The 14,259-nt window shown below is 71.9% G+C and carries 12 protein-coding genes; 4 read left to right on the forward strand and 8 right to left on the reverse strand.

Annotated elements, in window-relative coordinates:
- Positions 1-24 precede the first annotated feature (24 nt).
- Genes ABZV31_RS05845 through ABZV31_RS05855 form a run of 3 tightly spaced genes read right to left on the reverse strand, consistent with a single transcriptional unit; the run spans position 25 to position 3,070 of the window.
- The gene (locus tag ABZV31_RS05845; RefSeq protein WP_355888605.1) at positions 25-1,305 is read right to left on the reverse strand and encodes a sugar ABC transporter substrate-binding protein; all 1,281 of its coding nucleotides are present in this window, start codon (positions 1,303-1,305) and stop codon (positions 25-27) included.
- Positions 1,305-2,138 (reverse strand): carbohydrate ABC transporter permease, encoded by an 834-nt coding sequence (locus ABZV31_RS05850; protein WP_355888608.1) that lies wholly within the window; start codon positions 2,136-2,138, stop codon positions 1,305-1,307. Before ABZV31_RS05850 ends, ABZV31_RS05845 begins: the two co-directional genes overlap by 1 nt.
- Positions 2,135-3,070 carry a sugar ABC transporter permease gene (locus ABZV31_RS05855; RefSeq protein WP_355888611.1) on the reverse strand — a complete coding sequence of 312 codons (936 nt, stop codon included), beginning with the start codon at positions 3,068-3,070 and terminating at the stop codon, positions 2,135-2,137. Before ABZV31_RS05855 ends, ABZV31_RS05850 begins: the two co-directional genes overlap by 4 nt.
- A 242-nt stretch (positions 3,071-3,312) precedes the next feature.
- Between ABZV31_RS05855 and ABZV31_RS05860 the strand changes: the two genes are divergently transcribed.
- Both ABZV31_RS05860 and ABZV31_RS05865 read left to right on the forward strand, forming a co-directional pair.
- Positions 3,313-4,176 (forward strand): aminoglycoside phosphotransferase family protein, encoded by an 864-nt coding sequence (locus ABZV31_RS05860; protein ID WP_355888614.1) that lies wholly within the window; start codon positions 3,313-3,315, stop codon positions 4,174-4,176.
- A gap of 365 nt (positions 4,177-4,541) precedes the next feature.
- Positions 4,542-4,667, forward strand: coding sequence for a hypothetical protein (locus ABZV31_RS05865; protein ID WP_355888617.1), 126 nt, complete (start codon positions 4,542-4,544; stop codon positions 4,665-4,667).
- A gap of 25 nt (positions 4,668-4,692) precedes the next feature.
- On the opposite strand, the gene ABZV31_RS05870 is transcribed toward ABZV31_RS05865, so the two are convergent.
- The 4 genes from ABZV31_RS05870 to ABZV31_RS05885 all read right to left on the reverse strand — a co-directional run bounded on the left by ABZV31_RS05870 (position 4,693) and on the right by ABZV31_RS05885 (position 9,111).
- Positions 4,693-5,415 (reverse strand): 3'-5' exonuclease, encoded by a 723-nt coding sequence (locus tag ABZV31_RS05870; RefSeq protein WP_355888620.1) that lies wholly within the window; start codon positions 5,413-5,415, stop codon positions 4,693-4,695.
- Positions 5,416-5,565: 150 nt separating this feature from the next.
- Positions 5,566-6,804 (reverse strand): SAV2148 family HEPN domain-containing protein, encoded by a 1,239-nt coding sequence (locus ABZV31_RS05875; RefSeq protein WP_355888623.1) that lies wholly within the window; start codon positions 6,802-6,804, stop codon positions 5,566-5,568.
- Between the two features lie 102 nt (positions 6,805-6,906).
- Positions 6,907-8,238: a copper amine oxidase gene (locus ABZV31_RS05880; protein WP_355888626.1), complete on the reverse strand. Its 1,332-nt coding sequence runs from the start codon at positions 8,236-8,238 to the stop codon at positions 6,907-6,909.
- A 66-nt stretch (positions 8,239-8,304) separates the two neighbouring features.
- Positions 8,305-9,111 carry a Tat pathway signal sequence domain protein gene (locus tag ABZV31_RS05885; protein WP_355888628.1) on the reverse strand — a complete coding sequence of 269 codons (807 nt, stop codon included), beginning with the start codon at positions 9,109-9,111 and terminating at the stop codon, positions 8,305-8,307.
- A 180-nt stretch (positions 9,112-9,291) separates the two neighbouring features.
- Between ABZV31_RS05885 and glgX the strand changes: the two genes are divergently transcribed.
- Positions 9,292-11,400 carry a glycogen debranching protein GlgX gene (gene glgX, locus ABZV31_RS05890; RefSeq protein ID WP_355888631.1) on the forward strand — a complete coding sequence of 703 codons (2,109 nt, stop codon included), beginning with the start codon at positions 9,292-9,294 and terminating at the stop codon, positions 11,398-11,400.
- A 44-nt stretch (positions 11,401-11,444) separates the two neighbouring features.
- On the opposite strand, the gene ABZV31_RS05895 is transcribed toward glgX, so the two are convergent.
- Positions 11,445-11,642 carry a hypothetical protein gene (locus tag ABZV31_RS05895; RefSeq protein ID WP_355888634.1) on the reverse strand — a complete coding sequence of 66 codons (198 nt, stop codon included), beginning with the start codon at positions 11,640-11,642 and terminating at the stop codon, positions 11,445-11,447.
- Between the two features lie 79 nt (positions 11,643-11,721).
- On the opposite strand from ABZV31_RS05895, the gene treY reads away from it, so the two are divergent.
- The gene (gene treY, locus ABZV31_RS05900) at positions 11,722-14,103 is read left to right on the forward strand and encodes a malto-oligosyltrehalose synthase (RefSeq protein WP_355888637.1); all 2,382 of its coding nucleotides are present in this window, start codon (positions 11,722-11,724) and stop codon (positions 14,101-14,103) included.
- Positions 14,104-14,259 lie beyond the last annotated feature (156 nt).

The following is a 14,259-nucleotide window of genomic DNA, read 5'->3' on the forward strand; positions in this document are numbered from 1 at the left end:
GAATGTTCCGGCGCCTCGGGGCGGTCAGCGCTGGTACCGGGCCAGCACCAGGTTTCCGTCCTTCTCCAGGCGGCGGCGCAGCTCGGCGAGGCCGATTGCTCCGCTGTAGTACTCCTGGAAGGCAGGGGTCGCCACCTTGTCCTTCCACTCGGGGTAGCCGCGCACCGACTGGGCGGGCGCCGGGTGGAGGCGGGCGGCGAGGGCGGTACCGGTGGCCCAGCCGTTCTCGGCGGTGTGCAGGGCGGGATCCTTCAGGGCCTGGGTGCCGGTGGGCAGCATCCAGTCACCGAGGGCGAGGCGGACCATGTTCTTCGGCCTCAGCAGGAAGTCGACGAACTCGGCCGCCTCTTTCTTGTGCGGGCTGTCCGCGGCGATGGACAGCGTCTGCGGGCTGACGCCCTGGGCGAGCCCGACGGCGCCCGCCGGGGCGGGCAGCACCTGCCAGTCGAAGCCCTCGGGTGCCTGCTGCACGACCTGCTGCCGGTACGAGAAGCCGAGCGGGACCATCGCGTACCTGCCGGCGAAGAACCCGGGCAGCGTGTCGGAGCCGCCGCTGCCCAGCGTCGAACTCGGCGCGCTGCGATCGTTGTTGACCTGGTCGTGGATGGTGCGCGGCACCACCTGGTCGGCCGCCTCGGCCCGGACGGTCACCCGTCCGTCCGCTCCCCGGTGGAACAGCTGCCCGCCCGCCGACAGCGACAGGTTGAGTGTCGCGGAGACGGGCTCCTTCAGCGGCCAGGCGACGCCGTACCGGCCGTTGCCGCTCAGCCGCTTGGTCACTTGCCGGAACTCCGCCCAGCTCCAGGGGTGTTCGGGCATCGGTATCCGTACGCCGGACCGCTTGAGCCAGGTCGCGTTGGCGATCAGTACCCGCGGCTCCTGGAGGAACGGCACGCCGTAGATTCCGCCCCCGAAGGTCGCCGTCTCCCAACTGCGTTTGGGAATACCGGACTTGAGGCGTGCGGGCAGTAGGTCGCTCAGCTCGGCGAGGTAGCCGCCGTAGGCGAAGTCGGCGAGGTCGTCCGACGCGTCGTGGATGATGTCGGGTGCCTCACCGCCCTCGAAGGAGGTGAGGAGCTGGTCGTGGACGCTGTCCCAACTGCCCTGGACGTACTCGACCCGCACATCCGGATGCGCGGCGTTCCACTCCCGCACCAGCTCCTTGTTCGCCTCGACGGATTCCTTCTGCCAGGCCAGGGACTGGAAGCGGAGGGTGATCCGGCCGTCGCCGTGACCGCTGCCGGAGGAGCAGCCCGCCAGGAGCAGGAGGACCGTGAGGAGCCCGGCCAGGAGTCTGGTGCGCATCAGCTCTTCACCGCCCCGGCGATCAGCCCGCCCGTGATCCGCCGCTGGACGACCGCGAAGACCACCAGCGAGGGGAGCGTGGCGAGGAAGGCGGCCGCGGCCAGCGGGCCGAGGTCCGCGACGCCCTCCGCGCCGATGAAGTGGGTGAGGACGACCGGCAGGGTCTGCTTCTGCGGGGTCTTCAGCATGACCAGCGCGAAGAAGAACTCGTTCCACGCGGTGACGAACGCGAACAGCGCCGTCGCGGCGATCCCCGGCGCGAGCAGCGGCGCCGTCACCGACAGCAGCGTCCGAACCCGCCCGGCCCCGTCCACCGCGGCCGCCTCCTCCAGCTCAGCCGGCACGGCCCGTACGTACCCGACGAGCATCCACAGTGCGAACGGCAGCGCCCACACCACGTACACCAGGACCAGACCCGGCAGGGAGTCGATCAGTCGCAGGTTCTTCAGCACCAAAAACAGCGGCACGATCACCAGCACCAACGGGAACGTCTGGCTGACGACAATCCACCCGGTGGCGGCCCGCGCGAGCAGGGTGCGGCGCCGTGCCATGACGTACGCCATGGGGGTCGCGATCAGTACGGCGATCACCGCGGCTCCGAGGGCCGCGAGCAGGGAGTTGAGCGCGGCATGCAGCAGCGGCTGCTCGTCGAAGGCCTGCCGGAAGTTGTCCAGGGTGGGGTGCCCGGGGATCCAGGTGGGGTGCGGACTGCCCAGCTCACGTGGCGACTTGAACGCGGTGGAGACCAGCCACAGGAAGGGGAAGGCCAGGAAGACCAGATACGCGAGCAGGGCGGCGTACTGGCCGATGCGGGCCTTCGCGCTGGTCCTCATGCGTCCTCGCCTCCCCTGAGCCGGCCCACCAGGAAGACGGCGAGCAGCACCGAGATCACCGCGACCATGACGCAGCCCATGGCCGCCGCATAGCCGAACTGCCCGTAGCGGAAGGCCTCTTCGTAGGCGAAGAGCGTCGGCAGGCGGGTGCGGCCGCCGGGTCCGCCGCCCGTCAGGACGTAGACCAGGGCGAAGGAGTTGAAGTTCCAGATCAGGTTGAGCGCGGTGATGGCGAGGGCGACCGGCCTGAGGGTGGGCCAGGTGACCGTGCGGAAGCGGCGCCACGCACCCGCGCCGTCGACCGCGGCCGCCTCGTGGAGTTCGCGCGGGGTGTTCTGCAGACCGGCGAGCAGGGCAACGGTCGTCTGGGGCAGGCCCGCCCAGACGCCGACGACGATCACCGCGGGCAACGCGGTCGTCAGACTGCTCAGCCAGTCGCGGCCGCCGCCGAGGCCCAGGTCGCGCAGGGTCTCGTTGAGGACGCCGGCGTCGGGGTTGTACACGAGCCGCCACATGATGCCCACGACGACCTCCGGCATCGCCCAGGGGATGATCGCCAGGGCGCGGGCCAGCCACCGCAGCCGTAAGTCCTGATGCAGCAGCAACGCGAGTGCGAGCGCCAGCAGGAACTGCGGCACGGTCACCCCCACCGCCCAGACCAGGCCGATCCGGAACGACTCCCAGAACAGCGTGTCGTGCAGCAGGTCCCGGAAGTTGAGACCGCCGATCCACTGCGTGGGCGCGGTCCGGCCGGACTGCGCGTCGGTGAACGCCAGCAGGATCCCGTACAGCAGCGGCCCGACGCTCAGGGCGAGGATGGGGAGCAGGGCGGGCAGCACCAGGAACCAGGCGCCGCGGTCGGAGGGCCGCCCCTGCCCGTGGGCGCGGGGCGCCTGCCGTACCGACCGGCTCGTCGCGGTCACCGAGGTCACGTGAGCGGCTCCTTTGCGCGGCTCGTGACGGTCCGGGCCCGGCGGGCCCCCGTCATGGTCGTGAAGGCGGGATACGTCGTCAAGGCACCGCGCACCGGGTCCTACCTGTGCGGATGCGACACTGGCCGTCGGATGGCGGGAATCCGCCGGTGGGCGCGCGGCAGTGCGCGGGCGTCGGCGGACGTCCTGGCCACGGACGGTGGTGAGGGCTTCGAGCACGGACACGGACACGGAGGCGGACGATGGACGAGGCACGGGCGCGGGACGTACTGGCCGCGGCGGGGGTGCTGCCCGGCCCGGCGCGGGACGCGCGGCTCCTCGCCCTGGGCGAGAACGCGGTGTTCGCCGCAGGTGACCTGGTCGTCAAGGTGGGCCGCGACGCCGAACTGCTGGACCGGGCACGGCGTGAGCTTCGGATCGCGGTGTGGCTGGCCGAGGCCGGCGTCCCCGCGGTGCGGGCCGCCGGCCCCGAGGCGCTGCTGGTGGAGGGGCACCCGGTGACCGTGTGGCACCGGCTGCCCGATCCGGTACGGCCCGCCCACCCCCGGGATCTGGCCGAACTGCTGCGGATCGTCCACGCACTGCCCTCTCCCCCCTTCGCGCTGCCGCCCCGCGATCTGCTGGGCGGTGTGGAACGCTGGCTGCGGCTCGCGGGGGACGCGATCGACCCGGCGGACGCGGCCTATCTGCGCGAGCGCCGCGACGGCTTCGCGGCCGCCGCGGCCGCACTCACCCCGCATCTGCCGCCGGGCCCGATCCACGGCGACGCGCTGCCACGCAATGTGCACGTCGGGCCGGACGGTCCGGTCCTGGTCGACCTGGAGACCTTCTCCGCCGACCTGCGCGAGCACGACCTGGTGGTCATGGCCCTCGCCCGCGACCGCTACGGGCTGCCCGCCGAGGCGTACGACTCCTTCACCGCGGCGTACGGCTGGGACGTGCGCGCGTGGGAGGGCTGCTCGGTGCTGCGCGGCGCCCGCGAGACCGCCAGCTGCGCCTGGGTCGCCCAGCACGCCCCGAGCAACCCCAAGGCGCTGGCCGAGTTCCGGCGCCGGGTGGCGTCCCTGCGGGACGGGGACGAGACGGTGCGCTGGTATCCGTTCTGAACGCCGCTCCCGCCGGAGGCCGCCGCGATCCACGGTGCCCGCACCCGACGACGGGGCCCCGCCACGGCGCCCGGGTCGCAGGCCGGATCCGCGGTGGCGTCTCGTGGAACAGGGACGTCAGGACCGCCCATTGCGCCGGGCCGCCGGCCGCGGTTCGGTGGTGTCCCGGTCCTGGATCGTCCGGGCGGCGCAACGCAGTTCGGCAAGGACCGCGCGGACCGCCGTCCGGGCCGTGCGCTCGGGACGGCAGAGAGCGTCGATGTGCCGGGTGGCCCGGACGCGAACGACCGGCCCGCGCCGTCCCCGGCACCGTCCTGCCGTTCGGCTTCGATCCCGGACCCGAACTCGTCGCCGACTTGGACGTCGTGGCACAGCCGCGGCTGTACTTCAACACCGCCCGACTCGACCGATCGCTGCTCATCTCCGGCGCCGACCACGCCGGGCTCGCCGATCCGCGCGTGGAGCGCATCGCCGGCCCTGCGCCCGCGTGACGATCCGCCGCCGCGTCCCGGGCGCTCAGACCGGCTCGCTCGCCAACTCCCGTAGCGGCCACGCCCGGTCGACCACCGCGGCCGGGTCGCCCTTGCGGCGCAGGAAGTTCTGGAAGTCCGCCGCCCATTCGGCGTACCACTCGATCTGACGGCGGTGCAGCTCCGCCGGGCCGAGGGCCGCGACCTTGGGGTGGCGGCCGGCTATCGCACAGGCGAGCCGGGCCGCGGCGAGGGCGTCGGCGGAGGCGTCGTGGGCGGAGTCGAGGACGACGCCGTACTCCGCGCAGACCGCCTCGAGGGTGCGCTTGCCGCGGCGGTAGCGGTCGGCCCAGCGGTCGATGGTGTACGGGTCGATGACCGGGCCCGGCTCCAGGCCGCCCAGGCGGTCACGCAGCGACGGCAGTCCGTACCGCCGCAGTTCCGCCGAGAGCAGGGTCAGGTCGAAGGCCGCGTTGTACGCGACGACCGGGACGCCCGTCTTCCAGTAGCCGGCCAGGACGTCCGCGATCGCGTCCGCGACCCGGTCGGCCGGGCTGCCCTCGGCGGCCGCGCGCTCGTTGCTGATCCCGTGCACCGCCACCGCGTCCGCCGGGATCTCCACCCCCGGGTCCGCCAGCCACTCCCGACGCCCCCTCGGCTCCCCTCCCCCGACCTCGATCACGGCCCCCGTGACGATGCGCGCCTCGCGCGGATCGGTCCCGGTCGTCTCCAGGTCGAAGCCGATCAGCAGCTCCCGGTGCCAGCCCATGGCGGGCCCCCCTTCTCGGTGGTGCTTTCCCCCAGTGGTCTCCACGATCGCATGCGCCACTGACAATCCGAGGACCGCATTCCGCTTCCGGGTCGGCCTGCGGCGGCCATCCGCAGAAATACCGTCAGGAAGCCATGGACGTCCGGCTTCTCAGGACACCGGGCGCGAATCCGCCCACATCAGCTCGAACTCCTCGCGATAGGTGGCGAAAAGCCCTCCTTCGTCGACCTCGTCCGTCTTGACCACCTTGTTCCCGTTCCGCAGGACGAGCACCGGTGCCTCCATCCCGCGACTGCGCCGCAGATAGGACTGCACGACCGCGATGCCGTCGGAGCCGTCGCCGTCCACCAGGTAGGCCGTGACGCGGGGCGTCTCGTCGTAGACCTGGATCTCGAAGGCGCCCGGGTCGCGCAGCCGGGAGCGCACCCGGCGCATGTGGAGGATGTTCATCTCCACGGAACGGCTCAGCTCGCCGCGTTTGAGCCCGAGTTCGCGCTCGCGCCGCTTCACCGCGCTGGAGGCCGGGTTCAGGAACAGCAGCCGCACCCGGGAGCCGGACTCGGCCAGGCGCACCAGGCGGCGGCCGGAGAAGTTCTGCACGAGCAGGTTGAGGCCGATGCCGATGGCGTCGAGGCGGCGGGCGCCGCCGAAGATGTCCTCCGCCGGGAACTGGCGCAGCAGCCGCACCCGGTCCGGGTGCACGGCGACCACGTCCGCGTACCGGTCGCCGACCAGGTCCTCGACCGCGTCGACCGGCAGCCGGCGCGCGGAGGGCACGTCACTGCCCGCGCCGAGGATCTCGAGGAGCCGCGCCGCGGCCCGCTCGGCCTGGTTGAGCACCGCCTCGGACAGGGCCCGGTTGCGCGAGACGACGTTTCGGGTGACCTCCAGCTCGTCGAGGGCGAGTTCGACGTCCCGGCGCTCGTCGATGTAGGGCTCGAAGCAGGGCCAGTGCTGCACCATCAGCTCGCGCAGCTGCGGCAGCGTGAGGAAGCTGATCACGTTGTCGTCGGCCGGGTCGAGCAGGTAGCCCTTGCGGCGGCTGACTTCGCGTACGGCGACCGCGCGCTGCGCCCACTCCTGGCCGGCCGGCCCGGCCGCGGCGACCACCCAGTCGTCGCCGTGGACGGGTTCGTAGATGGGCCGCAGAACGGCGGCCACGACGGCCCGCAGCCGCTGTTCGACGAGGTTCAGCCAGATGTAGGCCCGGCCCGCCCGCTGCGCGCGCGTACGCACCTCGCGCCAGGCGTCGGCGTCCCAGTCCAGCTCCGGCCCGATGGACCCCGCATCCATCGGCCGGGCCAGGGACACCGCGCCGGGCGGGACGTCTGCGGAGTTCCCCTCGTGACCCTCGTCACCAGGGGGCAGCTCCAGGCCTCCCGAGCCCACCCGTGCACCGCCTTCCGCTCCCCCGAGCACTCCTCGTCTCAACGATCAAGGAAGAGTACTCCGGGAGCGGTCCGCGGTGCAGCCGGATGGACAGCTCGTTTCTCAACCTCCGCCTTCCACATGCCCGTTCTGACCGGCGAGGGCCGCAGGAGTGAGCGGATTCATAGCCGTGACGTCGCGCGGGGCGATCGAGAAGCCCTGCCAGTGGACGGGCATCGGTTGCTGGTCCTCGTCCCGCGCGATGTGGTGGAAGCCCACGTTCACCCAGACCACGGGGTGAGTGAGGGTCTGTCCGTTGACCCACCGGTCGACCGACTTGGGATGCCCGTCCGGGCAGCGCGGGTTGTGGCTGGCGTACAACTCGCACTTGTCGTACTCGGTGAAGTACACGTCGTGCTTGGTGAAGGCGCGACCCGGGTACCTGGTGGTGGCGCCGGGGACGATCTCGTACGACCGGGCGTGCCCGTCCTTGTTCTTGCCGGCGGTGCTGACCACTCGCCACCACCGCATGTTCTTCGCGTCGCCCGCGAGCTCCTTGGTGACCTTGGTGCGGGTCGTCCTGTTGGTCGGCGCCTCCTGGCCACGGGCGGGCGGGCTGATGACGGAGTCGTACTGTTCGACGTTCGCCTTCGAGGAGCCGTCCAGGTCGAAGTTGAGCCGCCAGAAGACGTTGTGGCTGTGGCTGGTGGCGTAGGCCTTGGCGCCCTTGCCGAGGGGCCAGCCACGGCCGTCGCCCGCGTCGTAGTCCTCGGGCGAGAGGCCGCCGGTGGCGCCGACGTTCATGGTGATGGTGCCGTCGTCCTGGAAGCGCCACTCGGTGATGTACTCGTACCAGCCGACCTTGTTGACCGTGTAGACGAGCAGGTCCTTGCCCTGCGCCTGGTAGATCTTGGTGCCGTAGTCGGGCTGCAGGCGGTAGGCGTGGCCGCGGGCGCGCGTCGTGGTGCACAGACCCTTGACGTTCGGGTGGTCGGGGTCCCAGGCGTTCGGGACCCGGACGGTCTTGATGGTGCCGCCGGGGCACTCGCCGGGCGCCAGGTTCATCAGGCCCGAGCCGAAGTCGTAGTCCGTCACGTCGTTGAACTCGTGCTTGCCGTCGTCGTACGACACGTGGATCTGCGCGAGCTTGGCACTGGCGAGGACCTTGACCGGGCGGGACTCGCCGGGCGGTTGGTAGGAGATGCCCTCGAGGACGAGCCCGGACTTGCTCTCGTAGCGCCAGCACATGCGCCAGGTCGTGCCGGTGGAGAGCTTCTGCTCGATCCGGTACGCCGAGCTGCACTCGGCGGCCGCCGCGGCGGCGGCCCGGGGCCGGCCCGCCCCGGGCTGGGCGGCGGCCGGCCCGGCGCCGGTGGTCGCGCCGGCGGCAAGCGCGGCCAAGGAGAGGCCGAGGGCCGCGCGCCTGCGGGCACGGCTGATTCTGTTCACGCGCATGGAGAAACGACTCCCTGGGAATGAAGGAGTGAATTGGAAAAATGAACTGACGACCGCCGAAGCGGCTCAGCCGGCGAGCCTGCCGACCGTGCGGGCGCTGAGGTCGATCACGAAGGCCCGGGCGTCGATCCACGGCCCGTTCCTGACCTTCGGGAACAGGCGTACGCAGCGGTGCTCGCCGCACTTGCCCAGGGCGGCGGGCCGGGCGCCCGGGGCGGCCCGGTACACCATGCTGGTGAGCAACAGCTGATCCGGAGAGGTCAGCTGCTTGCCGGTGGCGTCCTTGTAGTCGGCCTTCAGGCCGGCGCCCAGCGGGTCGGCGATCAGCAGCCGGGCGGCCTCGGTGGTCTCCGCACGGCCGAGCGGCGGCTGGACGCCGTGCCGGGTGAGGGTGTCCTCGACCTTCCCGGTGTCCAGATCGACCGTTTTCGTGACGAGAGCGTCGCTCTTGTAGTCGTAGAACGTGACGTCGGCGCGCCGCGGCGCGTGCGGGTCGTCCAGTTCGTCGGCCTCCGGTTCGGCCAGGTCGACACCGAGGCGCTGCGGGCCGCGGTCCCCCTCGACGTCCTCGCTCGAGTTGAGCAGCTGCCGGTTCAGGGCCGCCGTCTCGGCCCGTTTGATCTCCTCGTCGGTCAGCGGGTCGCGTCCCGTGCCCTTCGCCCCCTCGGCCGGTGCCTGCTCGACGACTCCGGGGGCGGCCGCACCCTGCCCCTGGGCCGCCTGCTGGGCGGTCGTACCGCTCCCGGTCCCTCCCGACTCGTCGGCCCCCGCCGCGCCCGGCAGGGTGATCGCGGCCATCGCGGCGGTCCCGGCCACCGCGACGGCCACACCAGCCATTACCTTGCCCAGGTGGCGGTGCACTGCTCTGCGCACGTCTTCCCCCTACTCCCCGTGGTCACGGGAGTACCTTTTGCCCCACTGGTTTTCGGCATACCGCGTATGCGCTGGTCGACCGGTAAGAGGGACGTAAGTCATAGGTGGTTCCCTCACTTTCCGGGAGACTCGGGGCCAAGGCGCCACCAGCGGCGCGGGACACCTGAAAGAGTCGTATCCATGCAGGTCTGGCCTGGAGAGGCGTATCCACTCGGTGCCACGTACGACGGCGCCGGCACCAACTTCGCGGTCTTCACGGAGGCCGCGGACCGAGTAGAGCTGTGTCTGCTGCACGACGACGGCTCGGAAACAGCGGTGGAACTGCGGGAGAGCGACGCGTTCGTCCGGCACGCCTACCTGCCGGGCATCATGCCCGGGCAGCGGTACGGATTCCGGGTGCACGGTCCGTACGCCCCGGAGCGCGGCCTGCGCTGCAACTCGGCGAAACTGCTCCTCGACCCGTACGCACGTGCGATCAGCGGCTCGATCCAGTGGGGCGAGGAGGTGTACGGCTACCACTTCGACGACCCCGACCAGCGCAACGACCTGGACTCGGCGCCGCGCACGATGACGTCGGTCGTGATCAACCCGTACTTCGACTGGGGCGACGACCGGCCGCCGCGCCGCGGCTACCACGAGACGGTGATCTACGAGGCCCATGTGAAGGGCCTCACCATGCGGCACCCGGGGCTGCCCGAGGAACTGCGGGGCACGTACGCGGCGCTCGCCCACCCCGTGATCATCGAGCACCTGACCGAGCTGGGGGTCACGGCGCTGGAGCTGATGCCGGTGCACCAGTTCGTGAATGACCACCGTCTGGTGGACATGGGTCTGAGCAACTACTGGGGCTACAACACGATCGGCTTCTTCGCCCCGCACAACGCGTACGCCTCCTGGGGCGACCGCGGCCAGCAGGTCCTGGAGTTCAAGTCGGCGGTCCGGGCGCTGCACGAGGCCGGGATCGAGGTCATCCTGGACGTCGTCTACAACCACACCGCCGAGGGCAACCACCTGGGCCCCACGCTGTCCTTCAAGGGCATCGACAACCCGCGCTACTACCGTCTCGCGGACGACTCCCGCTACTACACGGACACCACGGGCACGGGAAACTCCCTGCTCATGCGGTCCCCGCACGTGCTGCAGCTGATCATGGACTCGCTGCGCTACTGGGTCACCGAGATGCACGTGGACGGCTTCCGCTTCGACCTGGCGGCGACCCTGGCCAGGCAGTTCCACGAGGTGGACCGGCTGTCGTCGTTCTTCGACCTGGTGCAGCAGGACCCGGTTGTCTCCCAGGTGAAGCTGATCGCCGAGCCGTGGGACGTGGGCGAGGGAGGCTACCAGGTGGGGAACTTCCCGCCGCTGTGGACCGAGTGGAACGGCAAGTACCGCGACACCGTGCGGGACCTGTGGCGGGGCGAGCCGCGCACCCTCGCGGAGTTCGCCTCCCGGCTGACCGGCTCCTCGGACCTCTACCAGGACGACGGCCGTCGCCCGCTGGCCTCGATCAACTTCGTGACCTGCCACGACGGCTTCACGCTGCACGACCTGGTGTCGTACAACGACAAGCACAACGAGGCCAACGGCGAGGACAACCGGGACGGCGAGAGCCACAACCGGTCCTGGAACTGCGGGGTCGAAGGCGAAACCGACGATCCGGATGTCCTGGAGTTGCGGGCCCGCCAGATGCGGAACTTCATCGCGACGTTGATGCTGTCCCAGGGCGTGCCGATGATCAGTCACGGCGACGAGTTCGCGCGCACCCAGCGCGGCAACAACAACGCCTACTGCCAGGACAACGAGCTGTCCTGGCTGGAGTGGCCCGAGGACGGCAGCGAGCTGCTGGACTTCGTGCGGGCGACGGTGAGACTGCGCAGGGACCACCCGGTCTTCCGCCGGCGCCGCTTCTTCCACGGGCGGCCGGTGGAGGGCACCCACGACGATTTGTCGGACATCGCCTGGTTCACTCCGGAAGGGCGGGAGATGACCCAGCGGGACTGGGACTCGGCACAGGCGTCGGCGCTGACGGTGTTCCTCAACGGCAACGCGATCTCGGAGCCGGGCCACCGTGGCGAGCGGATCACCGACGACTCCTTCCTGCTGATGTTCAACGCCTCGCCGAAGCCGCTGGACTTCGTCGTGCCGGTCAACCACGGACGTCAGTGGCGGGTGGTGCTCGACACGGCCCGCGCGGACGGGGTACCACCGGGCACCGGACCAAAGGTGCAGGCAGGCGACCGGCTGACGCTGAAGGACCGGAGCCTGACGGTGCTGCAGCGCCCGGACTAGGGGCACGCGCACCCGGGTGGGCCGAGGCGCCCGCCCGGGTGGGCTCAGCAGGGCGCCGGGGCGCTCAGTCCGGCCGGGGACGGGGAACCACTCGTCCGGACGACGAGCAGCACGCCACCGGACTGGATGGTGGGCCGTGGGCAGCCGCCCGGGGAAGGACACGACCGGAAGCAGCGGCCGAAGTCGGGGCCGACCCCGTCGCCGTACGTCTCCAGCGCGCCGCGCCGCCCCGGTGTGCTCATCGTTCGACGCCGGCCCCGCGCGCGGGTACGTGGACGGGCCGGTGACACGAAAGTCGGCCAGGCGGGTACGTAGCTTTCCATGACACGCGAGCGACCCGCCCCCGTCGTGCCCACGGCCACCTACCGGCTCCAGATCCAGCCCGAGTTCCCGTTCGCGGCCGCGGCGGCGGCCGTGCCGTACCTGGCGTCGCTCGGCGTCTCCCACCTGCACCTGTCCCCCGTCCTGGAAGCCGTCCCGGGCTCCTTGCACGGCTACGACGTCGTGGACCACGCGCGCGTGCGCGGCGAGCTCGGCGGCGAGGAGGGGCTGCGCGCGCTGGCGCGCACCGCGCGGGAGCACGGACTCGGCCTGGTCGTGGACATCGTGCCGAACCACATGGCCATGGCACCGCGCCACAACCGCGCCCTGTGGGAGGTCCTGCGGGAGGGGCCCGCCTCGCCGTACGCGCGGTGGTTCGACATCGACTGGGACGCGCAGGGCGGCAAGGTGCTGCTGCCGGTGCTCGGCCACCCGATCGGCAAGGAGATCGACCACCTGAAGGTCGACGGGGACGCCCTGCGCTACTACGACCACGCCTTCCCGCTGCGCGAGGGCACCGGGAAGCTGCCGCTGCCGCAGCTGCTGGACGCCCAGTGGTACCGCCCCGTGTGGTGGCGGCTGGCCCGCACGGAGCTCAACTACCGGCGCTTCTTCAGCATCTCGGAGCTGATCGGGGTGCGGGTGGAGGACCCGGAGGTCTTCGAGGCGACCCACGCCAAGATCCTCCAGCTGCTGCACGAGGGTGTGATCGACGGCCTGCGCATCGACCACCCCGACGGCCTCGCCGACCCCGACACATACCTGGACCGGCTGCACGAGGCGACCGGCGGCCGCTGGACGGTCGTCGAGAAGATCCTCTCGGACGGCGAGCACCTGTCGGCGTCCTGGCCGGTCGCGGGCACCACCGGCTACGACGCCCTCCGGCACGTCGACGGCCTCTTCACCGACCCTGCGGGAGCCGGCGAACTGCTCGGGCAGTACCGGCGGTTCGCCGCCCCGCAGACGGACCGCGGCGGGGACTGGGACGCGACGGTGCGGCGGGCGGCGTACAAGGTGATCACGCACGAGCTGGTCGCCGAGACGGAACGGCTGACCCGGGTGGCCGGCCGCGTGTGCACCACGTCACCGGACCCGGCCCTGCGCGACCGCGCCCCGTGGGTGCTGCGCACCGCGCTGCAGGAGTTGCTCGTCCGCCTGAAGGTCTACCGGCCGTACCGCTCCGTGGACGCCGCCTCCGTGGTCACCGAGGAGGCCGCGCAGGAGGCCCGGCTCGCCTTCGTCGTGCCCGAGGAGGGAGAGGCCGTCGACGTCGTGCGGGACCTCGTGCTCGGGGGGGCCGGTGACGGTCCCGGACACGTGGAGTTCCGGACGCGGTTCGCGCAGGCCGCCTCCGCGCTGCGCGCGAAGTCCGTGGAGGACACCGCCTTCTACCGCTATGTGCCGCTGCTGTCGGCCAACGAGGTCGGCGGCAACCCCGCGAGCCCGGCGGTGTCCGTCGAGGACTTCCACGCGTACTGCGCGCGCATGCAGCGCGACTGGCCCGTCACCGGGACGGTGGTCTCCACGCACGACACCAAGCGCAGCGCCGACGTACGGGCGGCGCTGGCCGTGCTGACCGAGTGCCCGCAGCGCTGGGCGGACGTGCTGGCCGAGGTGACCCGCACCGAGGAGGACGTGCCGGACGGGCAGCTTGCGTGGGCGGCCTGGCAGACGGTGTTCGGGCTCGGTCCGACGGACGGGGAGCGGGTGCAGCAGGCCCTGTTGAAGCACGTGCGCGAGGCGGGCCTGTACACGAGCTGGACGGAGCAGGAGCCGCCGTACGAGGAGGCGGTGGCGCGGTTCGTCGCGGAGGGGCCGTGCGGGGAGCCGGGCGAGCGGGTGGCCGCCTTCCGGAGCACGGTGGAGCCGCACATCCAGGCGAACCTCCTGGGCACGGCCCTGGTGCATCTGACGATGCCGGGCGTGCCGGACCTCTACCAGGGCACGGAGGCCGAGTACCGGGCCCTGGTGGACCCGGACAACCGGCGGCCCGTGCGCGTCCCGCCCGAGGACCCCGGGGACAAGGGTGCGGTGACGGCGGCGGCGCTGCGGCTGCGCGCACGCCGGCCGGAGGTCTTCGGCGACACGGCGACGTATGCGCCGCTGCCCGCGCAGGGCCCGGCGGCGGCCCACTGTGCGGCGTTCGTGCGCTCCGGGGAGGTGGTCACGGCGGTGACCCGGCTGTCGCTGCGGTTGGCGGAAGCGGGCGGCTGGCGCGACACACGGCTGCCGCTGCCGCCGGGCCGGTGGGCCGATGTACTGGCACCGGGGCGGGAGTTCGAGGGGCACGCGCGCGTGGAGGAGCTTTTCGAACGGCTTCCGGTGGCGCTGCTGGAACGGGCCGGCAGGGCGGAAGCGGAAGGGTCGGTGGAGCACGGCTGACGGCGTTTCGGGCGCGGGCCGTGTGCAGGCGTGCCGTGCGCGGGGGCCGTGCGCGGGGGCCGTGCGCCCGAGTCGGGCCGCCCGCCTCCGCGACGCGCCGTGACAGCGTGCCGTCGGTCGGCACACGCCCGTGGACGGGCGAAGTCCTCAACCGGC

The organism is Streptomyces sp. NPDC005202 (genome assembly GCF_040608235.1).
Taxonomy (GTDB): domain Bacteria; phylum Actinomycetota; class Actinomycetes; order Streptomycetales; family Streptomycetaceae; genus Streptomyces.